Raw genomic sequence first — 25,228 nt, 5'->3', positions numbered from 1 at the left:
TATCTGACGAGAGTATATTCGACAAATGCTTTTGCCTGTCGCGCTAATGCTGCGCCGCATCCCGCAAGAAGCGTTGATCATACGGCGCCAAACGATGATATGTACCCATGATCGTGCGGAACCTGTGAAAGTGGTATGACAGAATGAACAAATCCCTGAACATTCGGCGCTACACGCAGCGCGACGCCGACGCTTGGAACGCCTTTGTGCCCACCTCCGGCAATGGCACCTTCCTGCATGATCGCCGCTTCATGGATTATCATTCGGACCGGTTCGAGGATCACTCGCTGATCGCCGAAGCGGACGGCAAGATCATCGCCCTGCTGCCCGCGAACCGCGCCGGGGACACGCTGCAATCCCACGGCGGGCTAACCTATGGCGGGCTGGTTACCGGGCCCGCGATGTCTGCCGAGCTGATGATCGAAACGGTGTCCGCGCTATATGACACGCTCCGCGCCTCGGGCTTCAAAAGGCTTCTTTACAAGGCCATTCCTCATATTTTTCACCAGTACCCGGCCGAGCAGGACATCTACGCACTTGTGCAGCGCGGCGCGCAAATGGTCCGATGTGATCTGTCGTCGGCCATCGCCATTGGCCGGTCTCCGAAATTCTCCAAGTCCAAGCGCCAAGGCGTCAGCCGTGCCGGAAAGGCGGGGTTGAAGGTGACGCAAAGCGATGACTTTGCTGCGTTCTGGCACATCCTCACGGCGCGACTGGGCGATGCGCACGGCGCAGCACCCACGCATAGCCTGGCGGAGATCGAGCAGCTGCGCGGTCACTTTCCCGATAAGATCCGCCTTTATGTCGCGGGCGCTGGCGGATCGCTTCAGGGCGGGATCGTGGTTTTTGACTGCGGCCCTGTGGTGCACGTGCAATACATGGCCTCCACCGAAGACGGTCGGCGCGACGGCGCGCTTGACCTGATCGTTTCCCGCCTGCTGGACTCCGTCTATTCAGGCAGGACATGGTTCAATTTCGGCATTTCCACCACGGATGGCGGTCGAACGCTGAACACCGGCCTGTCGAGACAAAAAGAAATGTTTGGCGCCCGCAGTATTTTGTTCAATCAATACGAGTGGGATCTGAGCTGAAATAACAGCTTGGGTCTTTTCCTAAATGAAAACCGCGAAGCGCGCGCCTGAGCCATGCGCAACAGGCTTGGACCCGAAACACAGGCGCGCGAAAATCACAAAGACTTCAAAACGGTTTGCATCTCGCTTGCCAGGGTCGGAATATTAGGTTCCTGCAACATTGACAGATGGCCGCCGGGCACATCGATCACCTTGAAACCGGCCCTTGCGACCGACGCCCATCCCAGACCATTGGCCTTGGTTTCTTCAGAGTCGAAAAAACTGCTCTCTGAACGAAAGATGATCAGAGGAATATCGATCGGCTGTGGCGTATAATCCTGCACGGCCAGTTCATTTGACGCGATGAACTCGAAAACCGTCTTCGGGGGCAGGTTTTCCTCGAATTTGGATTTGCGATTGATCTGGCGTGTGGCAACCATATGGCGAAAATTGTGGATGCGGTTGTGGATGATCTGCGCCGGATATCCCCAGCCCAAATATCGCGCACGGCGCAGGTGCGCGCGGATTTTTCTAAAGCCTGTCACATTTTTTCTGCCGTCGGGACCGGCGGCATCGAAAAACGCCAGCATCCCCACATTGCGACCGCTGGCGTGCAATTGCTGTGCCAGCTCGAACGCAACGTAACTGCCAAGAGATGCGGCCATAAGGTGGACCGGGCCAGTCGGATAGTAGCGATTGATTTCCTCGCAGTACCGGCTGGCGGTAAATTCAACGCCTGTCGGCGTGTTTTCATCCAAAGAGCCGACCGAGACCCCCATCACCGGCTGATCCAGCCCGAGATATCTGGCCATTGGATGAAAATACTCCTCATTCGCGCCAAGAATGTGAATTCCCAGCAGCGGGGCCTTGCTCCCCTGCGGTTGTATCGGAATGATATGCTTGGACGTCTGGCTGCCTATTTCCAGCACCTTGGACAGGGCGCGGGGGGACGGGTTGTCGCGGAAATCAACGATGCCCAGCTTTTTCCCGGTGACCACTTCGATCCGGCCGATGAACTCGATCGACAGTAACGAATGCCCCCCCAGATCAAAGAAACTTTGATCCGGATCGACATGCGGCAGGTTCAGTACCGCCGCCATGGTCTGGCAAATCTGGGTTTCCAGTTGGGTGGCCTTGGTTTTGCCCTGTGCGTCCGGCGGCGGCGTGGCCGCAGGCCGGGGCAGCGCGCGCCTGTCGATCTTGTCGCTGGGCGTGCGCGGGAACTGAGGCAGGTGGACCAGTGCCGGCCTCATATAGCTGGGCAGCAAGGCCGCGACGTCATTGGAAACCGCTGTCAGGTCCGGCGCTTCGGGCGATGCAATCCAGACGACCAGCCGGGCAGACGGCGTGTTCTTGTCCAACACATCACACAGCATTTCGACGCCGGGAAGGCATTTCTCGACGGCACGTTCGACTTGCCCCAATTCAATGCGATGGCCGCGCAGCTTGATCTGCCGATCTTGACGACCGAGAAATTGCAGGTTGCCACAGTCCAGCCATCGGGCCCTGTCACCGGTGCAATAGATGCGACCTTTCCCGCTGAACTTGTTGGGCCGGAAGGCCCGCGCCGTTTCGCCAGGCCGCCCGATATAGCCCTGAGTGACCGCAGGGCCGCCGATGGCCAGCTCCCCGACAGCCCCCTTCGGGGCAAGGCTGCCGTCCGACGCGATGACATATGCCTGCGCATGCGCTGTCGGCCGGCCAATAGAGACATCTTCGTCGGGCTGGTGGCTGTCGGGCTCGAACAGGGTGCAGGTGATCGTGGTTTCGGTGGGTCCGTAGCCGTTCAGCCATCGCGGCTCTGGCGCGATGGCCAACCATTCCGACAAGGTTTGCGGCGAAACAGTCTCGCCTCCGACGACAACCACGCGCACGGATGGCGGCGCGCCTCTCTGGCTTGTCCCCATATACTTGGTCAGAACCGTCCAGAAGGCTGTCGGAATGTTCAGCACGCTGAGTTTGTGTGCCTCAACCTGATCGAGGAACATTGATGCCGATTCAGCCATCTCATCGCTTCGCAATACTAGTGTCGCGCCGGACATCAGCGTGGTGAATATCTCCTCAATGGCCACATCAAAGGACAGGCCCGCAAATTGCAGAACACGGTCTTCGCTGCTCATTCCATAGGCCTGTGTCAGGGCCGTCACATGCGCCAGAAGATTGCCGCGCGTGACTCGGACACCCTTTGGCGTGCCGGTTGAGCCGGAAGTGTAAATCACATAGGCCAGTTGGTCGGTATTTTCCTCAGGGCACGCAATGGGATCGGCAACCGGGTCCAAATCTTGCGGGATTGGCGTTGTCCTATCGCCGCTGGTCACGCCCCCGGCGTGAATCGTGATCTGCGCGTTGCTGTCCGACAACATATGCGCGCGCATCGCGTCGGGATGGATCGGGTCCACCGGCATGAACGCCGCCCCGGTTTTGAGCACCGCAAGCACCGCAACCACGAAATCGGCGGATCTGCTCAGATTGACGGCCACAATCCCGCCTGGGGCCGCGCCATGATCCTGAAGAACCTTGGCCAGCCGGTCAGATCGCCGGTCCAGCCCCGCAAAGCTCAGCACGTCGTCCTGTCCGATCTCTTCCAGCGCCGCGGCGTCCGGCGCATCCCGCACCACATCCCGGAAGCGTTCAACCAGACAGGTGCCCGGCTCTTCCAGTGGACTATCCGGCATCGACCAGCCCAGCAGCGTTTCGCGCACGCCGGGATCCAGCATGTCAAGCGCAGCGATTCTGGTGCTGTCATCCGCCTTGGACATCGCGCCCATCAGCCGCAGCAGGTGCCCAAACATCCGTTCTGCAATCCCAGCGCCAACAACGGATGGGTCATACTCAAGCAGGATTTTGATGGCATCCTCGGCATAAACCGAGAGCATCAGGGGCATGCCCCCCTCTTCGCGCAGTTCGATCTTTTCAACCCATGCGGACGGCACATCGTCAGTGACAAGGCTTTCGATTCCGGCGTTCTCAAACATGACCGCAGTTTCAAACAAGGGCTTCGCCCCATGCAGCCCAATGCTGCGGCGGATCAGATCGGCTGGAGTTTGTTCAAGACTGTGCAAAGACAACATATGTTGGCGCAATGCGCTCAGCAGATCAGACACCGTCAGTTCGGGGTCAAGCTTCACACATGTCGGCAGCGTATTGATCAGGCACCCAACGGTATCGTGACAATTGGGCATGGCATGACGGCCCGACCTTACAACACCAAAGGTCACGGCATCGCACCCCTGCCAACGGGATAGCAGGATTCCCCACGCGGCCTGCACCAGATTGGCCAGCGTAGCCCCGTTTTGCGCGGCCACCTGCCGCAGTGCCACCCCGTCTTCGATGGTCAGCGTCCGCGTAATCTGGCGCTTTCGTTTCTGCGTGGGATCAACGCCGCCCCCCTCGGGCAAATTCAAAGCGCCTGCGTCCTCGGTATCTTTCAGATACGCCTTGAAATACGCCTCTGCCTCGTCCGAATTCGGGACAGTTTCGGAAATCTCTCGGCAAAAGCCTTCGAAGGTCATTGTATCGGGGTTGGCAGGCGGCAACGCACCGGTTTGCAGGAACGCTATCAAATCCTGCGCCAATCGCGCCATGCTGCGCCCATCCGCAATGGCATGATGGATCGTCAGAACCAGTACGGCATGCGCTCCGCCCCAGCGGATCAGATTGGCGCGCCACATGATATGATCCACCAGATCAAACCCGCGCAGACGGTCTTCGTCCAGGAACGCTTCAAGCTGATCCAGGCGCGCCTCGTCCGGGGCAGCGGTCTTTTCTGACACGATGATCGGAACGTGGTCTGAAGGCTTCAACATCTGGTTTGGCCGACCGGTGTCATCCCACCGGATCATCATTTGCAGTGCATCATGTCGCTGGGCCAGTGCCTTCAGGCCAGCCTTGACCTGATCTTCGCGCACCGGCGTGTTGCCAAAATGAACAACAACCTGCTCCAGATTGACCCAAGGCTGCGTGGCGACGAAACTTTCGGAAAGCAGACCGATTTGCATTGAAGTTAACGCAAATTCTGGATTTTTCTTAACTCCAATATCCTGCTTCATATCACCATCACCACTCAACCCGTTCAAAAATTTACGCACCCAATGTACGTCCATTGCATTTTACGCAACCTGCGGCAATATTGAATCCTACTGGCCGAAAGAATAGAGGCACGCCACAATGCCCGCAGTCAAGCCGGCTCCAAGACTCGCTTGGACGCGTTGTGAATAGTCGCTTTCCGAAACATTTTCGTAACTTTGGGAACAGAATCCTTGTTTCTCATCGGAGCTTGGCTTTCAATTGAATCTTTCAATATGTTCCGCAGTTTTGATCGCTGATCAATTCGATCTCCCCCTGCAACCGATCAAGCGCAGGGATTTCCTGAATTACGTTTCTATGGACGCGGGATATTTTCGTAGCTTCCTATAGAAGGGTTTGGTTTGGGTCGTAGATGCGACCCGCATCGAAGATCCTTGACCCTTCGGTATCGCACCGCAGTCCATCTGCCTGATCGTCGCCGGTTGGACGCTGCCCCCTTATCGCTGTGCCCACGTCCTTTCCGCCCTGACGAAGCGAAGATCGCGGAACGCGACCGCAAGCCGCTCTGAACGGATAGACTGGCGCATTTGGGGTCTGGCGCGGGACCGGTCCTATGTCATCCGCCTGTCAAATTGTCGTCACAAAACAGTTCCTGTCAGCATTGTATAATATCGCGCCGCGCGATGCGCAAAAATATTAAGTGTTGAAAAATAGTTAACAATCGATCATCTTTTAATCTATTGAAGCATCTTTTTTTGGAGACTCACGCATGGCCGAAGGCCTCCGGCTCACCTGTGCTGTTATAATGTTCGCCGTGTCGCTTTCACCGACACTCGCATTTTCTCAGCAGGAGACGGCGGTCGAAAGCGAAAGCCAGCTGTCAGAGCGCGCGCGTGCATATCGCCGCGTCATCGTTGATCTGGAAGCAAAATCCGCATCAGCCGAAGAGCAGTTGGAAAGTGTCACCGCTGCTCTTGAAGAGGCACAGCTGGAGCTGGAAAAGATACAGGCGGATACCGAGCAGGCCGTCCAGCGACAGCAGGGTGCATCCGAAAGCGTCAAGCAGGCTGAAGCCGCGTTCGAAGATCGCACCAGTCAGCTTGCCGAAGTCGAGGCCGCGCTTGCCGCTGCCCTGAGTGCATCCGAGCAGGCCCAATCCGCACAAGATAACGTCCAGCCACAAATTGACGAGCTATTGAAGCAGCAAGAGGCCGCCGAGGGCCAGTTTCAGAAGCTCTCCGAGCAGCTGCGCGCAGCAGAGCAGGCGCTGGCACAGGCACGTGCGGATCTTGACGCGACACAGCAGGACACCCGCGATGCCAAGGCTGCACTGGCGACAGCGGAGTCCGATTTATCTGCGGCGACCGACAATCTTCTGGCGATGGAAACCAGACGCGACGATCTGACAGCCGAAATTTCCAAGCGGGAGGCTGATCTTGCCAATGCCAATGACTCCCTTGCTTCGGCCCAGGAAGAATTGACATCATTGAAGGCCGAGGCTTCTGATCTTGCAGACGCAAAGTCGCAAGCCACGCAACAGCTCGCAGATCTGACGGGCCAGAAGGAGGCAGCGCAGTCGACGCTTGAAGCGGTGACACAAGACATGAAGGCGATGACAGCCGAAAGTGAGGCACTGAAAGCCGCAATTGAAAAGATGCAAAACGAGCAGCGCCTTCTAGCCGCAGACGTGGACCAGTTACGCGAGGCAAAAGGGGGGCTGTCAGGCGAAGTTGCAGGCATGCAGACTGCGCTGGACGACCTCAAGGGGCAGCGTGACGCGGCGCAGCAGCAATCGGCGCAATCCACAACCGAGGCAGAGGCCGAAGTTGCTGCGCTTCTTCAGGAACACGAAGACGCGGAGGCGAAATTAAAGACGTTGCAGGCACGGTTGGCCGAGGCCGAGGTGGATGACACGGCCCGAAATGCGGCGCTTACGGAACTCGAACTGCTTTCGGCGCTGATCGAGGAAGACAAGGCGACGTTGGCTGACACACGCGATCAGATCGCGCAGGCTCAGGCGGAGCTATCCGCGCTTGCCACTCAGCAGCCTGCTGTACAAAATCCGGCCAAACCCGCTGAAACACAGGCAATGCCAGCCGCATCAAGCCCGGCGATGGCGCTGAACCCGCGTGCCCCAAATGCCGTTCGAAACGCCCTCAGGATTGCTCCGGGTCTGGGGGGGGCGACCGCCCAGCAGCGCAGCGAATTGGAACGTCTGCTAGTCGACGGAACCTGCACCCACGACGCGCTTGCGTCTGTATTCAATACCATCAACCGCCAAACGCTCGTGTCGCTCATGCGCAATTTGCGCCGGTGCTGAACAGCCCTAATGTGAAGGAAAGATCGAATTGAACCTACATCGATTGATCAGACTGTCAGCCGTAATCCTATGCACAACGATTGGTGCGACGAATGGACTCCAGGCGCAGGATCTGGAACAGAATATTTTGACAGGTGGGCCAACCGGAACCTACATCCAGATCGGACGCGATATTTCCGGCCTGATGGAGGATTGCGGCCAGACTTTGAACGTGGTCGAGAGCGCCGGTTCGCTTGAAAACTTCCTGGGCGTCCGCAAAAGAAGATCGACGCAATTCGGGATCGTCCAGAGCGATGTTCTGGAATACCTGCAAACCTACTCGGCTGGCGACAAGGATATCGCGCGCGCGATTGCAGGGGTGCGCATCGCTTTCCCGCTCTACAATGAAGAAGTTCACATTCTTGCAAAAAGTGACATCGCAGATCCGCAAGGTCTGAACGGACGGCGGGTCGCCATCGGGGTGGAAGACAGTGGCACCTATCTGACGGCGTCTCTGCTATTGGAACTGCTTGGCATCAAACCGGCTGAGACGGTCACTATCGGGCCAGACGAATCGATGGCGCAGCTCAAGTCAGGCGAAATCGACGCGTTCTTCTATGTCGCGGGCGCACCGACGAGCATATTCTCAAATACAGAAATAGACCCCGCCGCCTATCATCTTTTGCCCATCACTGATCCTGTCTTGCAGGCGGTCTATACGCCAGCCGAAATTCCCGCCGGGACCTATGCCTTCCAGCCGGAACCGCTGAGTGTGGTCGCGGTCAAAGCCGTGCTTATGACCTACGAATACAACCCCAGACGCAATAGCTATAACGCGCAAAGCTGTGAAGCTGTCGCGGAGGTATCGCACCAGATCATTTCCCGGTTCTCGGATTTGCAGGAAAACGGGCACCCGAAATGGCAGCAAGTCGATCTGAACGCCATCCCGCCCGGCTGGCAAATCGGTGACTGCGTGAATACGGGCCTGACGGGAAGCTACCAATCTTCCTGCACCGCACCGCAGGCCACCACGCCCGACAATGCCGCAAACGAGGCTTACAAATCCCGAATTTGCGCGACCATTGGCTGCTGAAATAGTCCGCTGCGCTAATTTGCGATCGGGAGCCAGGCACTGAAGGGACGGCTGTCGGCGCGGACGCGCCAAGCGGTCGCCCCTTCTGCCAGATCAATCCGGGCTGCCGTCAAAGGCGTTTCAAAGTAACCAATCATGCCACCATCCGCGTCAGCCAGTTCGACGCGAAAGCTATCGGCGGCTCCGTCCCAAACGAGATCCAGCTTGCCCCCGGACACCCGCGCAAAGAGGGGTTCGCTTGATGGCGCGCTTACTTGGGCATCATCAGTCGCGGACAGGGCGCCGCGATCACGTTCGCCGTTTGCGACGGCGTCCCATCGGGCGGCGACTATCGGCGAAAATACGACGCCATCGCCGGTGGCATAAAGTTGGCCCAGATATGTAGCCGCCGCCCCATGCCCATGCAGCGCCGCCAAAGAGAACAGGATCGCAGCCTGTTGCAGACTATCGGACTCGATAGCTTGTAAAAAATCCGCATCGCCGTCCTGATCTGCGCCACTGTCAGCGGGCAGGACATCCGGGCCAAGATATCGGGCGGGGACATCAGGTGATGGCAGATCGGACAGATTTTCAGCTGCGGCAGTGATCACCTGTTCACCCGCGGTTGCCGGGTCGTCAGATCCTTTGAGCGGTATCAACGTGTCAGGCTGAAGTGTGGGTATGGAGACGAACAAGACACCGGCCAAGCCTGCGGCAACGGCGACCCCGAAGGCAGGTTTGATCCAGTTTCGCGCGGTCTGAGATGCGACATCTTCGGCCATCCGCTCAGGGGCATTCACCACGCCCGTTTCGCGCGGCGGTACGACACTGACCGTCTCATGTGGTGTGTTGATCGCGGGTGTCGCCGGCGGTTCGATATTCGCGGGCTTTTCCTTGTCGAGGTCTTTCAGAACGTCCGCCGCAAGCTCAGTATCGTCCAATTCGACGACTGCCTTTGTGAGGCTCATATTTTCCGGCGACACATTGTTGATCAGAACGTGTCGTGTAAATCTGCCATCGATATAGGAAAGGTCTGCCCCCCTCGCGAGGAAAAGGAGTATCTCGCACAGCTTGCTTATGCGGCGTGGGTTTCCGTGGCATGCATCTTCGATCAGCTGTAGGGCCTCATCGCTGAAAACCGGGGCGGCGACACCGGCAAGACGAAGCCGTTCTGTGACGTAGTCCTTGGTTTCGCCGTCAGCCAGTCCGTCAATATGAAGCCTGAGCGTGATGAGGCTGTTCAGCCTCGCAAACTCGGCGCGCTTCAGGGTTTCTCCAAATTCGGTTTGACCAAAAAGGACAAGATGCAGGTCGAGATCGTTCGCGCGTGAATATTGGGCCAGACGGGCAAAACCTTCGCCAGCAGACGGCGACAGGGCCTGCGCCTCATCCACCATCAAAAGGGTTTTTACGCCTGCTGATTTCGCTTGCCCAAGCGCGCTCGCGACGCTGTCCCATGCTGCGGAGGGCTTGACTTGCGCGTCTTGCAGCTGACGCGCGAAATTGGTGATGACGTCGTCTTTGGTCTCAGGGCAATTCATCGGAAATGCGATCTGTACTCGATCTCGATCCGCGTAGCGATCCAGGATCGACTGGGCAATCAGCGTCTTGCCGCTTCCCCAATCGCCCGTCACCAGGGCGTTTATCCGCGGCCCTTCAATCGCCTTGATCAACGCGTCGCAAACAGTTTTATGCGGTCTGACCGGGACCATGGAGTTGGCGTCCGGCGCGACTGCAAAAGGTCTGATATCGCGATCAAATACGTCAGGCACTTTATTTCAGGCCTCCCGTTTTTGAAAAATGGACGTCGGCAATCGGCTCTCAGTTTTCCAAGTCATCCTCTACAGTCTATGCGCTCTGCGCCGTCGATTCTAGTAAATGATCCACGCTTTGGTTCAAACTGACCTGCGCCCCTAAAATGCCTCCGGATCGGTGCATAATCCGCACTACGCCAGTGATCAAACCGCTGAGAAAAATACCGTTTCATCAATGCCTGTCGCTTTTCAGGTGTCCATGATGATTTGCCTTACCCAGCGATATATTCTAATCGGAACGCCCCGCTATGAAGCATGGGCCCACCGAGAGGATATTGCCTTGCAAACCCCCTTCTATCTGATCGACAAGTCACGGCTTTTGACGAACCTGCAAAAGATCGCATGGCTGCGAGATGCCTCAGGGGCTAAATCGCTGCTGGCGCTGAAGTGCTTTGCCACGTGGTCAGTGTTTGATGTCATGGCGCAATATATGGACGGATCGACCTCCTCTTCGCTCTATGAGGTCAAGTTGGGCTACGAAAAATTCGGCGGCGAAACCCACGCCTATTCCGTTGCCTATGCCGATCACGAGATCGCCGAGGTGCTGGCCAGTTGCGACAAGATCCTGTTTAATTCCATCGGACAGTTGGACAGGTTCGACGCCGTCTCACAAGGCCATATTCGTGGCTTGCGGGTAAATCCCGGCGTGTCCACCTCCGAGTTCGATCTGGCGGACCCCGCGCGTCCCTTCAGCCGTCTGGGCGAACATGATCCGGCGCAGATCGCCGCAGTGGCGGACCGCATCAGCGGGCTGATGTTCCACAATAACTGCGAGAACGATGATTTCGACCGTTTCGATCAGATGCTGACGCTGATCGAAGAAAAGTTTGGCGAAACATTGCACCGGATGGGCTGGGTCAGTCTGGGCGGCGGTATCCACTTTACCGGTGCGGATTATCCGCTGGACCGTCTGGCAGAGCGGCTCCGGCGCTTTGCGGCGACCTTCGATGTGCAGGTCTACCTTGAACCCGGCGAAGCGGCGATCACCGGGGCCGCCACGCTTGAGGTCACGGTTCTGGACACGCTTTTCAACGGCAAGAATCTGGCCATCGTCGACAGTTCGATCGAAGCGCATATGCTGGATCTGCTGATCTATCGTGAACCCGCGAAAATCACCCCCGACACGGGCGCGCATGACTGGATGATCTGCGGCAAATCCTGCCTTGCGGGGGATATCTTTGGCGAGTTTCGGTTCGACGCGCCGCTGAAATCGGGCGACCGGATTTCGTTTCAGGACGCCGCCGGCTATACGATGGTCAAGAAGAACTGGTTCAACGGCGTGAAGATGCCCGGCATCGCCATCCGCGAACTGGACGGCAGCATCACAAAGGTGCGCGATTTCAACTACGAGGATTTCAAATCCGCCCTGTCCTGACACTGGCAAATACACGAGGTTTTTGAATACATGAAACGCAATGTTCTTATCATCGGTGCAGGCGGCGTCGCGCAGGTCGTGGCGCATAAATGCGCGCAAAACAATGACGTGCTGGGCGAGTTGCATATCGCCAGCCGCACGGTTTCGAAATGCGAAGCGATCATTCAAAGCGTGCATGACAAATCGGCGATGAAACAGGACGGCGTGTTCAAGGCCCATGCCGTCGACGCCATGGACAGCGACGCGGTCGAGGCGCTGTTGCAACAGACCGGCGCGCAGATCGTGATCAACGTCGGCTCTCCCTTCGTGAACATGACCGTGCTTGAGGCCTGCATCCGCACCGGCGCCGCCTATATCGACACCGCGATCCACGAAGACCCGGCCAAGATCTGCGAAACCCCGCCCTGGTACGCCAATTACGAATGGAAACGGCGCGAGGACTGCGCCAAGGCTGGCGTGACCGCAATCCTTGGTGCGGGATTCGATCCCGGCATGGTCAACGCATTCGCCCGCTTTGCCGTGGATCAGTTCATGGACGAGGTCACGTCGATCGACATCGTCGACATCAACGCCGGCAGCCATGGCAAATACTTCTCGACCAACTTCGACCCCGAGATCAACTTCCGCGAATTCACCGGCACCGTTTACAGCTGGCAGCAGGGGGGCTGGCAGGAGAACAAGATGTTCGAGGTGGGCCGCGAGTGGGATTTGCCCGTCGTGGGCAAGCAAAAGGCCTATATGTCCGGCCATGACGAGGTCCATTCGCTGGCGGCCAATTATCCGCAGGCCGATGTCCGGTTCTGGATGGGGTTCGGAGACCACTATATCAACGTGTTCACGGTTCTCCAAAATCTGGGGCTGTTGTCGGAACAACCGGTGGTGACTGCCGAAGGGTTGGAAGTCGTGCCGCTCAAAGTGGTCAAGGCCGTGTTGCCGGATCCGTCCACCCTTGCCCCCAACTACACCGGCAAGACGTGCATCGGTGATCTGGTCAAGGGCACAAAGAACGGTCAGGACGTGGAGGTTTTTGTCTACAACGTGGCCGACCACAAGGACGCATATACCGAGGTCGGAAGCCAGGGCATCTCGTATACAGCCGGTGTGCCTCCGGTGGCTATGGCCATGCTGATCGCCGATGGCACATATGACACCGGGGCGATGGTAAACGTCGAAGAACTTGACCCCAAGCCGTTGTTTTCACTGCTTGACCAAATCGGCCTGCCCACACGCGTAAAGGACGCGCAAGGCGACCGGGAATGGCATAAGGCCTGAGCCTGCGCAAACGTTCTGACGGCCCATTATTGCGACGGAATACCTATCGGCCCACGCTTTACATCAAAGGCGGGGGCCGGTAGCGTCGCGGCGCAATTTTGCTGTGCAGTCCGCGAATGAACCGTCCGGGACGGGCAAGATCGTCTACGCTTTGAGCATATCGTCAGCCGCCCCGGCGCGAAATGCTTTAGCGCCCTGCCTCCCGAAACCACGCAAGGATCGCGTCGGGCTGCGGCGCAAGCGCCGTGGCAAGCCCGCCAGAGAAGGCATCGAAGGCTGCTTTGTTTGCTTCACTCAAACCGACCAGCACCGGAATGTCACGCTCCAGCGCGGTGCCGATAGCGGCGCAAAACCCGCGCCCGACCGCTTCTTCGGGGCCGAATTTGTTAAGGATGAACAAGTCGGCATCGTGGAACGCGCCCTGCTCGACGGTGGCGACTGCCTGCGCGATCGCGCCGGGGTCAAGCCGACAGGCGTCGGAGCCGGCTCCAAGCTCTTGCGTGATCTTGATTACCGGCCCGCATGGCAGAACGCGCACCTTCATGTCGCAGCCATTCTCAAAGCCACTCGCATAGCCGACATCCTTGACGATACCGGCGAGCGGCACGCCCTGTTCGTGCAACCGGCCAGCGACGTCGGACAGTAGTTGATCGGTTCCGCCCCTGTTGGGCGAAGTGACGCTTGCAATTTTCATGACCGCTCCTGTGTTCTGTCAGGGGGGCGCTGCTTTGCCGAACCAGCTCACGCCGCGCGCCCCGGTCAGGAATCCATCGGACGGGCGGGGGTCGGCGTCAATGCGGCCAATCGCATCAGCCAATCATGCGGTAGCGCCGGTGAGGGCTATGTCATCCCTTGCGGCAACGCCGATGGCATGTTTCCCTTCTGTCCCGGAATTGCGCGCCCTATAGTAGCGCAAAACAAGATCGCCAGAGCAGGAATGACATGGCCAACCAGCCCACCCGCAGCCCCGATTTCAACGTGATGATCGTCGGACAGGGGGGCCGCCTGCAATACGAGGCGTTGCTGTTCTGTCTGTCCCTGCGCAGCTACAGCCCTGATTTCACTGGCCGCCTGTTCGTGGCCGAACCCCAGCCCAGCCCCCTGTGGCCGAGCGATCCGCGCATTCGCGGCACTGAGACCTGCACCCTGCTGACAGAACTGGGCGCCGAAATCCTGCCTTTTGACAACCAGCATTTCGGGCACAGCTACCCCTATGGCAACAAGATCGAGGCGCTGGCCGCCCTGCCGCCGGGCGAACCGTTCGTCTTCTTTGACACCGATACGCTGGTCACCGGCGATCTGGCCGCCGTGCCGTTCGATTTCGCCCGGCCCAGCGCGTCCCTGCGCCGCGAGGGAACTTGGCCCAAACCCGAGCTATATGGCCCGGGATACGGCGCAATCTGGAAATCGCTCTATGACAAGTTCGGGCTGGACTATGACAGCTCACTCGATCTGTCGCAGCCCGACGAGTATTGGAAACGCTACCTTTATTTCAACGCCGGCTTTTTCTACTATGAATGCCCGCAGATCTTTGGCCAGCGTTTCCTAGATTATACACTGGCGATCCGCGACGATCCCCCACCCGAACTGATCTGCCAGGAGATGGATCCGTGGCTGGATCAGGTTGCGCTGCCGCTGGTGATCCATTCGCTGGGCGGCGGGCGCGACACCCTGCCGGGCGGGTATCTGGACGGCGCCGTGACCTGCCATTATCGCCTGCTGCCGCTGCTTTATGCGCGCGAGGGCGATCACGTGGTCGAGGCGCTGCACCACGTCACCGCGCATAACCGCGTGAAAAAGGTGCTGAAGGAATACGAACCGATCAAGCGGATGATCTACCAGCGGCGCGGCATGAAGGTACGTGCGCTGTTCGATCAAGGCGACCTGCCCCGCCGCGAACAGGCGATCCGCAACACGATCAAGCGCAACGGGTTCTGGATGCGCTGAACTCCCGCGCGCATCGCGGCTCATGATCATCCTGCACCGCATGATCGTTGCCCCGGGCCGCGCCATCCCCTACAAATCCGCCCAAACGCATTTCCCGAAAGGACAGCCCATGACTCTTGGTTTTGAAACGTTGCAGGTTCACGCCGGCGCCAAGCCCGATCCGGCCACCGGCGCGCGGCAGATCCCGATCTACCAGACCACCGCCTACTGCTTTCGCGATGCGGAACACGCGGCCAAGCTGTTTAACCTTCAGGAGGTCGGCTATATCTATTCGCGCCTGACCAACCCCACCGTTGCAGCGTTGCAGGAACGCGTCGCGACACTTGAGGGGGGCGCGGGCGGCGTGTGCTGCTCGTCCGGGCACGCGGCGCAGATCATGTCGCTGTTTCCGCTGATGGGTCCGGGCCTGAACGTGGTTGTCTCGACGCGTCTTTACGGCGGGTCGATCACGCAGTTCAGCCAGACGATCAAGCGCTTTGGCTGGTCCGCCAAGTTTGTCGATATCGACGATATGGACGCAATCGCGGACGCGATCGATGATGACACCCGCGCGATTTTCTGCGAATCCATCGCCAATCCCGGCGGGCATATCGCCGATCTGCGTGCCATTGCGGATGTGGCAGACAAGGCCGGCATCCCGCTGATCGTCGACAACACCACCGCCACGCCGTACCTGTGCCGCCCAATCGAACATGGCGCGACGCTGGTCGTGCATTCGATGACGAAATACCTGACCGGCAACGGCACCGTCACCGGCGGCGTTGTGGTGGATTCGGGCAAATTCGACTGGTCCGCCTCGGACAAGTTCCCGTCGCTGTCGGCGCCCGAACCGGCCTATCACGGCATGAAATTTCACGAGACGTTCGGCCCGCTTGCCTTTACCTTCCACGGCATCGCCATCGGTCTGCGCGATCTGGGCATGACGCTGAACCCCCAAGCGGCGCATTACACGCTGATGGGAATCGAAACGCTGTCCCTGCGGATGGAGCGCCACTGCGCCAACGCCCAGAAAATCGCCGAATGGCTGGAAGGGCACGACGCGGTGTCGGCCGTCACCTATGCCGGGCTTGCATCGTCACCCTATAACAAGCGGATGGCGCAGGTCTGCCCCAAGGGCGCCAGCGGGCTGTTCACCCTGTCACTCAAGGGCGGCTATGATGCCTGCGTCAGGTTTGTCGACGCTCTGGAACTGTTCAGCCACGTCGCCAATCTGGGCGACACGCGATCGCTGGTCATTCACCCGGCCTCCACCACGCACCGGCAACTGACGCCCGAGCAGCAGACAGCTGCCGGGTCCGGCCCCGAAGTGGTGCGTATCTCGATCGGGATTGAGGCGGCAGAGGATCTGATTGCCGATCTGGACAAGGCACTGAAGGCCGCCGGGTAAAACACCCTTTGCGGATCACCCAGTAGGATTGGGGGCGGCGCAACACGCGCCGCCCTTTGTGTATCACCTCAACTGGGTCAAGCCCCTGAGATGGCACGCAGGCTTTCGCTTTTCCTCGGCGTGAACCTGCTATAAAATCGCGCGATGGATCGCGATGACTCCCACAGTAGATATTTGGGTGATAAAGACATCTGATGAAACCGAATTTCGCACTCACCTTCTCTGCGCAGGGCGTCAGCCTTTTGCACCGGTCCGACAAGGGCTGGACCCGCGTCGGTACCGTCTCGCTGGACGATGATGACATGCCCGCAGCGTTTTCGGCGCTTCGGGACCGCGCCGGACGCCTGTCTGGTGATCTCAATTGCAAGATCGTTATCCCGAATGATCAGATAAAATACCTTTCGATCGAAACCGAAGGCGACCCCGAACCGGCCGTGCGCGCCGCGCTGGACGGGGCAACGCCCTATCCGGTGGAGGATCTGGAATACGACTGGACCGCCGTAGACGGGGTGATTCAGATCGCCGCCGTCGCGCTGGACACGCTGGCCGAGGCCGAGGCGTTTGCATCCGAGCATGGGTTCGACGCGATCAGCTTTGCCGCGATCCCCGATGGCGCCGCCTTTGGCGGAGAGCCGTTCTTTGGTCTCACCCGCCACGGCGCCACGACCCTGCCGAATGGCACCGTGGTGGATCGTGACGATAGCGCGATTCGCATCATCGGCGACGCGCAGATCCCCGCTGCGGACGCTCCCACGCCGCCGCCTGAGTCCCCGAAGCCCAAGACCGTACCAGCGGGCGCCCCCGTCGCCAGCGCCGCGGCCCAAGCTGTCGCCGACGCGCCCCCCGCCCCCAAGCGGGCCGCGCCGGACAGTGGTGATGTCGCCCCGGCCAAATCCCCCATATCCAGTGAGGCGCCGCAGAAGAAGGCGGACAGCCCGGCACCTGCCGCCACCTTGGACCCTGAACCGACGAAGTCGCAATCGCCCGAAAAACCTGACAGCGCACCTGACAGCGCAAAGGGCGCCGCGGCCCAATCCGACGCAGCCAGCCCCGGCACCCCTAAACCAGAAAAACCCAAATCGCACGCTGAGGCAGCCGCGCCCAAGGATGCCAAGCCGCCGGTGCCAAAGCCTGACACCCCTGCTGCCGCGCCTGTTGCCGAATCTGCATCTGGGTCCATGGCAGCCTTCAGTTCGATGCGGGCAACGCGCAGCGACGATGCCGCAAAGGCGCCCACCACGGCGCCACCGCTGCCCAGCCCGGCCAGCGATGACGTGACCGATCCGGCCCGTCTGGCCGAACTGGCCGCCAGCCTGCAACCCGACCCGTCCGTACGGCTGGATCGCGACGCCGCAGAAAATCCGGCGCCAACGGGCAAAACCGGCCATCCGGGCCGCAGCAAGGACCGCAAGGCCGAGGCCGCAGCGGACCGGGCCGCGCGCCCCACGCGCGAGAATGAAAAACAGCGCATGACCGTCTTTGGCGACCGCCAGAGCGCGGTTCGCGGCAAACCGCGCTTCCTTGGGCTGATTCTGACGGCGATCCTGCTGCTTTTCCTTGTCGGCGTCGCCGCTTGGGCATCGATTTTCCTTGAGGATGGACTGTCGCGTTTCTTTGGCAGGGGCGATGACATCAAACTGGCGAACGTTCCCGCCACCGACGAAACAGAGCCTGGTGATGAAGCGACCAACGCCCTTGATGGCACCGGCGACACCGTTGGCGAGGACAACGTGATCACCCCGCTGCCCGAAATTGCCGCACTTCCCGACGGCAGGGACCAGCCCGAGGTGGTCGCCCTGCCCGATCTGCCGTCACCGCTGGCCCCCAGCGAGGCGCTGGCGCGCTATGCCGCGACCGGCATCTGGCAAATGGCGCCGACATCCCCCGACATTCCCGTCGCCGGCGCACCGCTGGCCGACATCTATGAGGTCTCGGTCGATCCCGGCCTTGGGCTGGGCGACCCAGCCAACATGCCCCGGCGCACGCCAGACGCCCGCGACACCCGGCCCGAAACGCCGGGGGATCCGCCCCCGGCCGGATCGCGTTTTGACTTCGACGCACGCGGTTTGGTCCGCGCAACACCGGACGGCGCCATGACACCGCAGGGCGTTCGTGTTTTTGCCGGCAGCCCGCCGATGACCCCGCCGAAGGACATGGCGCAAAGCGTCACGGTGACCGCGACTCCCGAAACCGCCGAGCCTAATCTGGCGCCCGGCACGACCTTTACCGGCGATCCCGCGCTGGCCGGTACCCGCCCGCGCCTGCGCCCCGAAAGCATTTTGGCACGCAGCGGCCCGCAGGCCGCCCCGGACGAGGCCCCGCCCGAAACCCGCGAAGACGGCGAGAATACCGTGACCGGGACGGACGAGAACACCCGCACCGCCGAAGATGATGCGGTCGTCAGCCCGTCTCTGGCCATGCTGCGCCCGCAAACGCGCCCCGCGCGGATGACCACCGCCGCCGCCACCCTGCAAACCGCGCAGGACGTCCCCAACGCGCCGCTGGTCGAAGGCGCCGCGCTGACCCGCGCCATAGCCGAGGCCACAGCCGCAGGCACTGTGGCTGTCGACCCCGAAGAAGAAGCCGATCAAGACAGCTTTGACAACGCCACCCCGCAGGCCGTAACCGCATCGCTGACGCCCCTGCGCCGCCCCGGCGACTTCAAAAGCACCGTCGCGCGCACGCGCGCCAAGGCTGCCGCGCAGCCTGTTCCCGCCGCGCAGCGGCTGAAGCCGAGCATTCCGTCCAGCGCGTCCGTCTCGCGGCAAGCGACGGCCAAGGACGCGATAAACCTGCGCAAGGTCAACCTGATCGGCGTCTATGGCAGTTCCTCCAGCCGCCGTGCACTGGTGCGTCTGGGCAATGGCCGCTACCAGAAGGTCCGCGTCGGGGACCGGCTGGATGGCGGTCAGGTCGCCGCCATCGGCGACAGCGAACTGCGCTACATCAAGCGCGGCAAGAACGTCGTGCTGCGCATTCCACAAGGCTGACGTCCGGCATAGTGCGGCAATACCCTGCGCATGGGCGACCATCGTGCATTTTCATGCCATCAGACGTTGATACATTCTGAACTGCCAGTATGCTTAACCCTCGATTATCCGGGCCATTTGCCCGTTCGTTGTCGTTTCCTGCTGCCGAAACGGCCTTGCCCCTGCCGATACGAAGGACCCCGCCGCGATGGAAGGCTTCCTCTACCAAGCCTCGATCTACCTTGCCGCCGCGGTGATCGCGGTGCCCATTGCGGCGCGGCTGGGGCTGGGGTCGGTGCTGGGCTACCTGATGGCGGGCATCCTGATCGGCCCGGCCTTCGGTCTTGTCGGCCAAGAGACCGCCGACCTACAGCATTTTGCCGAATTCGGCGTCGTGATGATGCTGTTCCTCATCGGGCTGGAGCTGGAGCCGCGCGCGCTGTGGGATATGCGCCACCGCCTGCTGGGGCTGGGCGGCATGCAGGTGGCACTGACGACGCTGGTCATCATGGGCGGCGTCATGGCCATGGGTCATCAATGGAGCGTGGGGTTGGCCATCGGCCTGATCTTTGCGCTATCTTCGACGGCCATCGTGCTGCAAACCCTGTCGGAAAAGGGGCTGATGCAGACCAAGGGAGGGCGCTCGGCCTTTTCGGTGCTGCTGACGCAGGACATCGCGGTGATCCCGATGCTGGCGCTGCTGCCGCTGCTGGCCATGCCCGGCGGCCTCAGTTCGCGGGTCAACGAGGCGACAGATCACAGCGATCCCGGCCTGATCAACACCGCCGCCGCGCATGGCGATACCGGTATGTCGCTGGTCGACGGTCTGCCCGGTTGGGGCGTGACACTGGTCACGCTGGCTGCGGTGGGCGCGATCATCCTGACCGGCATCTATCTGACGCGGCCGGTATTTCGCTATATCCACGTCGCCCGCCTGCGCGAGATGTATACCGCGCTGGCCCTGCTGATCGTCTGCGGCATCAGCTTTGTGATGTATCTGGTGGGGCTGTCGCCTGCCCTCGGTGCGTTCCTGGCCGGTGTGGTTCTGGCCAACAGCGAATTCCGTCACGAACTGGAAAGCGATATCGAGCCGTTCAAGGGCCTGCTGCTGGGCCTGTTTTTCATCACAGTGGGCGCGGGCATCAACTTTGGCCTGCTGTTTGGTCAGCCGTTTCTTATACTGGGGCTGGCGCTGGCGGTGATCGTGATGAAGGGTGCCGTGCTGTATGTGCTGGGCCTTGTTTTCCAGCTGCGCGGGCGCAATCTGTGGCTGTTTACCCTCTCGCTGGCGCAGGCGGGTGAATTCGGCTTCGTTCTGATCTCGTTTTCAAGGCAACAGAATGTGGTGCCCGGCGACATGACGGAAATACTGCTGCTGATCGTTGCCATGTCGATGATGATCACGCCGCTGCTGTTCATTCTTTACGACTTTCTGTCCCGCCGGATCAAAGACGCGGACGAAGCGTTGGAACCCGACGACGTCGACGAACAGGCGCGCATCATCATCGTCGGCATCGGACGTTTCGGGCAGATCATCAACCGGTTCGTGCGTTCATCGGGTTACGAGACGGTCGTGTTGGATCACAATCTGGCGGCGATCCAGCGCATGCGCCAATTCGGTGTCAAAGGGTTCTTTGGCGATCCAACCCGTCCTGAAATGCTGCACGCCGCCGGGCTGAAGGATGCGCGCGTGCTGGTCGCGGCACTGGATGATCCCGACGCGGCGGTGCGCCTTGTCACCTTCGCGCGGCGCGAGCGACCGGATCTGCACATCATCGCGCGCGCGCGCGATCGCACTCAGGTTTTCCGCCTGTATCAGGCCGGAGCCAACGACATCGTGCGCGAGATGTTCGATTCGTCCCTGCGTGCAGGTCGCTACGTTGTGGAAAACATGGGTCTGACTGAATTCGAAGCCTCTGAATTGCAGCGGACCTTCTATCAGCACGATCGCCACTCCGTGCGCGAATTGGCTGCGCTATGGGATCCAGATATGCCCACGGTCGAAAATCAGGAATATATCGCCCGCGCCCGCGAATTGGAGGCAGAGCTGGAGACCATGTTGCTGTCGCAGCTCGAAGACTCCAGCGATAGCGATAGCGACCGCAAAAGCGCCTGAGCGGCGCCTTTAACGCGTTTCGCCTTAAACTTGAGGCACTCATTTAAGGCGAAACGCGTGTAACGCTGATATGTCGCGGGCATTTCGAGAAACGTAACCGCACCATTGGCACCGCCTGCCTGACGCTGGGGCGATGATCTAAGATACGTGTTTAACGACGTCGTTAACGACGTGTCTTATGCGGGGTCATCGATGCGTGGTGAAATTCTTGGGGTCGAGCGACGGCGTTTCTGGCGTGACGAGGACAAGCTCGAGATTGTCATGTCGGTCGGGATAGACGGGGCGACGGTGACGCAGGTGGCGCAACGCCATGAGGTTACGCGGCAACAGATTTACGCCTGGCGGCATGACCTCAAGAAGAAGGGCCTGTGGACGCCCAATGCCGGGGCGCTTTTCTACCCTTTGGATATGCCAGTGCCGGCGGCGCAGCCTACGGCAGCTGATACGTCGCCACCAGTTGCAGTCGAATTGCGCTTACGGTGCGGCCATCGCCTTCATTTTGATAGCACGATAGACCCGGCCGCGCTGACGTCCTTGATCCGTGCCGTGGAAGCCGCATGATCGGCCCTGGCACCGGCGTTCGCGTGTATCTGGCCTGCGGTGTGACGGATATGCGAAAGGGGATCGCCGGGCTGGCGGCACTTGCCCAAGATGTGCTGCATCAGAAACCCGCCAGTGGGGCGGTGTTTGCGTTCCGGGGACGGCGTGGTGACCGGCTGAGGCTGCTCTACTGGGACGGTCAGGGGTTTTGCCTCTATTACAAGGTGCTTGAGCGGGGACGTTTCCCTTGGCCGAGCGCCAAGGATGGGGCGGTGCGGCTGACCTCTGCACAGCTCGCGATGCTCTGGGAAGGCATCGACTGGCGGCGTCCCGATTGGGGCGCTCCGCCTGCGCGGGTCGGGTGATTTTGCGACCTGATTTGCTTTATTTAAAGGATGTGTCGCTATATCGTGTTGGGAATGTTCAGATCTCCTGATCAGGTTGCTGCGAGGATGCTCTGAAAGGCGGCTTCGGGCTTGATTTTGGCGCGAAGGAGGAACCAGCGCAGATAGCGGTAGAGATATTTCGTCGCTGGTCCGCAGAACGGTCGAATGAAAGCATCGTATCGCGCGTGCAACGCATTGACGTTCTGGATGTGGAACGCGCCGGCGACAACCCGTTTCCCAAGTTTGTTCGAGACCTCGTAGTGTGTGAGGCTGTGCTTTTTGCAGAAAGAGCGATATGGTCTCAAGCCATCGCTACATAGCACCGCATCATCTGGAATGATCGGTGCCAGGGCGATTTCGATTGTCCGGTTTCGGCGGTTTGCGATCGGTGCGAAGAGACGCCTGCCGCCCCGATCCATCACAGTCAGCAAGGGGATCTGCCACTGCGAGAGGCCGCGCGCCATCTTGATCCGTCCGCTGCGATAAACATACCACTGCGGCCGAGGTGGAGCGGGATACTGGTTGGAGTTAGCCGCGTGATTTGCCCACTCACGAGAGCCTTTCCGGCTTTCTCGCTGATAGGTCTCATCGACCTCCACAACGCCGCTAAAATCCTTGTCGCAAGCCTCTGCAAGTGATTCCAGAATAATCATCCGCCACCGCCATATCGTATCTTTTGTAAGTCCGAGACGCGCGGCGAGTTTGCGACACGAGAGAGGCGTGTCCGACAGCATATTCCGGATAACCTCCAAGAAAAGATCGTGCCGGTGCAGTCCGCAAATCTCGGTTCCGGTGAGACCAGAGTAAGTTCGCAGACAGCAGTCGCAGCGATAACGCTGCACACCGGTTCGCGTTTGTCCCCATTTCTGGCGCCTCTCTTCGTTGCAATGTGGGCACTTGCGTTCTTGTTCTGTTCGTGTTTCTATTTCTGCCAATGCAGCCCGCCTCTGGCGGACATCGTGCGCCCGCGAAAGCAGATCCTCAATCTGTCGCGGGGTAAGCTGGATGATCCGATCGAGGAACTGACGGAACGCGTGCTGGCTGATATTCGTGGCTTGCTTCAATGACACGGAGGCCTCCGGTTTATTGCGACCAGAGTGGAATATTGGCCATTTCTGGCAAAACGAACGCCGACCAACACGATATCAAGACACAGCCTATTTATATGGTGCCATAGCCTGATTTTTGGTAGTCAGGCGCATGTCGAAACCTGATGAAAATTTGCCCCCTCTCGCGCATGCAAGCATGCGCTGCCGGGCAGCGGATGATCCCGCTGAATTGAGGGCGATGATCGCGGCTTTGCAGGTAGAAAATGCTCGGATCGAGGCAGAGAACGCCAAGATGTCGGCGACATTGCGTGTCCATGATCAACTGGTTCAAGCGTTGCGCCTGCGGATCGCCAAGTTGCAGAAACTGGCCTTTGGCAAGTCCTCGGAAAAGGTCGAGCGCGAAATCGAGCAGCTGGAACTGGCGCTCGAAGACCTGTTGGTCGCCGTAGCGGAAAACGATGACGCGCCCATCGACGAAGGGCAGGATGAACCGTCACCGGAAGCTGCCGATGCACCCGCTTTGCGCCGCCGACCACGGGTCTCGGATACGACCCCACGCGAGCGGCGTGAACTGGACCCCGGCACCTGCTGCCCTGACTGTGGCGGCGATCTTCGCGTGGTGGGGGAGGATGTCAGCGAACTCCTCGACATGATCGCCGCGCAGATGAAGGTGATCCAGATCGCCCGGATCAAGAAGTCCTGCCGCCGCTGCGAGCGGATCGTGCAGGAACCCGCGCCAAGCCGTCCGATCCCGGGCAGTATGGCAGGCCCGAACCTGCTGGCGCATGTGCTGGTCTCGAAGTTCGACGACCACCTTCCGTTATATCGCCAGCACGAGATCTTCGAACGCATGGGGGCAGACATCCCCGAAAGCACGCTGGTCGGCTGGGTGAACACCGGTTCGCGAAGCGACAGACTGTCCAGTGGACAGTCTGAGGTGTGAACGGGCGGAGCCCCGGGTGGCCGCGCCATGAAGACCCTGTCGCCGCTGATCGAGCGCATTGAGGCTGACATCATGGGCAGCGATTTGCTGCACGCAGATGATACGCCGATCCGGGTGTTGGACCGCTCCAAGAAAGACAAAGGGCTTGGCAAAGGTGTGAAGCAAGGCCGGATCTGGGCCTATGTGCGCGATCAGCGCCCATGGGCGGGTGCCGCGCCACCCGGTGCGGTCTATCGGTTCGCACCGAACTGGAAGGAAGAGCACGTCCTCAGCCATCTGGCCAATGCCCGCGGCATCCTGCAGGCGGACGGCTACAAGGGCTATGCCAAGCTTTACGAGCCTGAATCCAATAGTGGGCGGCGTTTGCGAGAGGCAGCCTGTTGGGCACATCTGCGGCGTGACTTCCATGATTTTTGGACCTCGACAAAATCCGAGATTGCCCGCGAGGCGCTCGACCGGATCGGCAAGCTTTACGACATCGAGCGCGACATTAACGGTCAACCCGCTGGTGTCCGCCATGCCGCGCGTCAACAGTTGAGCCAACCAAAGGTCACGGCCTTCTTTGCTTGGTCAGAGCAACAACTCCTGCGCATTCCGGGCAAAAGCGATCTGGCCAAGGCATTCCGCTATGGCCTCAGTCGACAGGAGGCCTTCAGCCTGTTCCTGACCGATGGCCGCGTCGCTATCGACAACAATCCCGCCGAGCGCGCCTTGCGTCCAATTGGCATTGGAAGGAAAATTGGCTATTTGCAGGGGCCGATACCGGTGCGGAAACCCTCGCTCGCGCTATGACCATCATCGAAACCGCCAAGCTCAACGGTCTCGACCCGCAGGCCTATCTCGCCGACATCCTCGACCGCATCCACGATCACAAGATCAACAGGCTCGATGAATTATTACCGTGGAATTGGGCGCCGCTGGCATCCACAACCGACAGTCAAGCCGCATAAGCTGCGGTCTCAA

Annotated in this window: 15 protein-coding genes and 1 pseudogene; 12 read left to right on the top strand and 4 right to left on the bottom strand. The window is 60.0% G+C overall.

Annotated features, from left to right (window positions below; translation table 11 throughout):
• Positions 1–143 precede the first annotated feature (143 nt).
• On the top strand, positions 144–1,091 hold the full coding sequence (locus FGD77_RS12765) for a GNAT family N-acetyltransferase (RefSeq protein ID WP_255010207.1): 948 nt from the start codon (positions 144–146) through the stop codon (positions 1,089–1,091).
• Between the two features lie 95 nt (positions 1,092–1,186).
• On the opposite strand, the gene FGD77_RS12760 is transcribed toward FGD77_RS12765, so the two are convergent.
• Positions 1,187–5,119: an amino acid adenylation domain-containing protein gene (locus tag FGD77_RS12760; protein WP_255010204.1), complete on the bottom strand. Its 3,933-nt coding sequence runs from the start codon at positions 5,117–5,119 to the stop codon at positions 1,187–1,189.
• Between the two features lie 746 nt (positions 5,120–5,865).
• Between FGD77_RS12760 and FGD77_RS12755 the strand changes: the two genes are divergently transcribed.
• Positions 5,866–7,416 carry a hypothetical protein gene (locus FGD77_RS12755; RefSeq protein ID WP_255010202.1) on the top strand — a complete coding sequence of 517 codons (1,551 nt, stop codon included), beginning with the start codon at positions 5,866–5,868 and terminating at the stop codon, positions 7,414–7,416.
• Positions 7,417–7,444: 28 nt separating this feature from the next.
• Positions 7,445–8,488 (top strand): TAXI family TRAP transporter solute-binding subunit, encoded by a 1,044-nt coding sequence (locus FGD77_RS12750; protein WP_369682719.1) that lies wholly within the window; start codon positions 7,445–7,447, stop codon positions 8,486–8,488.
• Between the two features lie 14 nt (positions 8,489–8,502).
• On the opposite strand, the gene FGD77_RS12745 is transcribed toward FGD77_RS12750, so the two are convergent.
• Positions 8,503–10,179 (bottom strand): ExeA family protein, encoded by a 1,677-nt coding sequence (locus FGD77_RS12745; RefSeq protein WP_255010198.1) that lies wholly within the window; start codon positions 10,177–10,179, stop codon positions 8,503–8,505.
• Between the two features lie 382 nt (positions 10,180–10,561).
• On the opposite strand from FGD77_RS12745, the gene FGD77_RS12740 reads away from it, so the two are divergent.
• A complete protein-coding gene (locus tag FGD77_RS12740; RefSeq protein ID WP_255010196.1) occupies positions 10,562–11,656 on the top strand; it encodes a carboxynorspermidine decarboxylase in 1,095 nt (364 codons plus the stop codon).
• A gap of 30 nt (positions 11,657–11,686) precedes the next feature.
• Complete coding sequence (locus FGD77_RS12735) at positions 11,687–12,928, top strand: saccharopine dehydrogenase family protein (RefSeq protein WP_255010194.1); 1,242 nt, start codon at positions 11,687–11,689, stop codon at positions 12,926–12,928.
• Positions 12,929–13,115: 187 nt separating this feature from the next.
• Here the strand turns inward: FGD77_RS12735 and FGD77_RS12730 are convergent, their stop codons facing one another.
• The gene (locus FGD77_RS12730) at positions 13,116–13,622 is read right to left on the bottom strand and encodes a DUF2478 domain-containing protein (RefSeq protein WP_255010192.1); all 507 of its coding nucleotides are present in this window, start codon (positions 13,620–13,622) and stop codon (positions 13,116–13,118) included.
• Positions 13,623–13,870: 248 nt separating this feature from the next.
• Between FGD77_RS12730 and FGD77_RS12725 the strand changes: the two genes are divergently transcribed.
• From FGD77_RS12725 to tnpB, 6 genes are all read left to right on the top strand, one after another.
• Positions 13,871–14,875: a hypothetical protein gene (locus FGD77_RS12725; protein WP_255010190.1), complete on the top strand. Its 1,005-nt coding sequence runs from the start codon at positions 13,871–13,873 to the stop codon at positions 14,873–14,875.
• Positions 14,876–14,984: 109 nt separating this feature from the next.
• Positions 14,985–16,262: an O-acetylhomoserine aminocarboxypropyltransferase/cysteine synthase family protein gene (locus FGD77_RS12720; protein ID WP_255010188.1), complete on the top strand. Its 1,278-nt coding sequence runs from the start codon at positions 14,985–14,987 to the stop codon at positions 16,260–16,262.
• Positions 16,263–16,456: 194 nt separating this feature from the next.
• Positions 16,457–19,252, top strand: coding sequence for a hypothetical protein (locus tag FGD77_RS12715; RefSeq protein ID WP_255010186.1), 2,796 nt, complete (start codon positions 16,457–16,459; stop codon positions 19,250–19,252).
• Between the two features lie 187 nt (positions 19,253–19,439).
• A complete protein-coding gene (locus tag FGD77_RS12710) occupies positions 19,440–21,347 on the top strand; it encodes a monovalent cation:proton antiporter-2 (CPA2) family protein (RefSeq protein WP_255010183.1) in 1,908 nt (635 codons plus the stop codon).
• 147 nt (positions 21,348–21,494) lie between these two features.
• Complete coding sequence (locus FGD77_RS12705) at positions 21,495–21,908, top strand: transposase (RefSeq protein WP_255010181.1); 414 nt, start codon at positions 21,495–21,497, stop codon at positions 21,906–21,908.
• The gene (gene tnpB, locus FGD77_RS12700) at positions 21,905–22,252 is read left to right on the top strand and encodes an IS66 family insertion sequence element accessory protein TnpB (RefSeq protein WP_255010180.1); all 348 of its coding nucleotides are present in this window, start codon (positions 21,905–21,907) and stop codon (positions 22,250–22,252) included. Before FGD77_RS12705 ends, tnpB begins: the two co-directional genes overlap by 4 nt.
• Before the next feature lie 71 nt (positions 22,253–22,323).
• Here tnpB and FGD77_RS12695 read toward each other — a convergent pair whose 3' ends face one another.
• Positions 22,324–23,343: an IS1595 family transposase gene (locus tag FGD77_RS12695; protein WP_255005374.1), complete on the bottom strand. Its 1,020-nt coding sequence runs from the start codon at positions 23,341–23,343 to the stop codon at positions 22,324–22,326.
• 175 nt (positions 23,344–23,518) lie between these two features.
• On the opposite strand from FGD77_RS12695, the pseudogene FGD77_RS12690 reads away from it, so the two are divergent.
• A pseudogene (locus FGD77_RS12690) lies at positions 23,519–25,215 on the top strand (IS66 family transposase).
• Positions 25,216–25,228 lie beyond the last annotated feature (13 nt).

The organism is Roseovarius sp. M141, from assembly GCF_024355225.1.
GTDB lineage: Bacteria > Pseudomonadota > Alphaproteobacteria > Rhodobacterales > Rhodobacteraceae > Roseovarius.
This window is presented reverse-complemented; position numbering and strand designations above follow the sequence as displayed.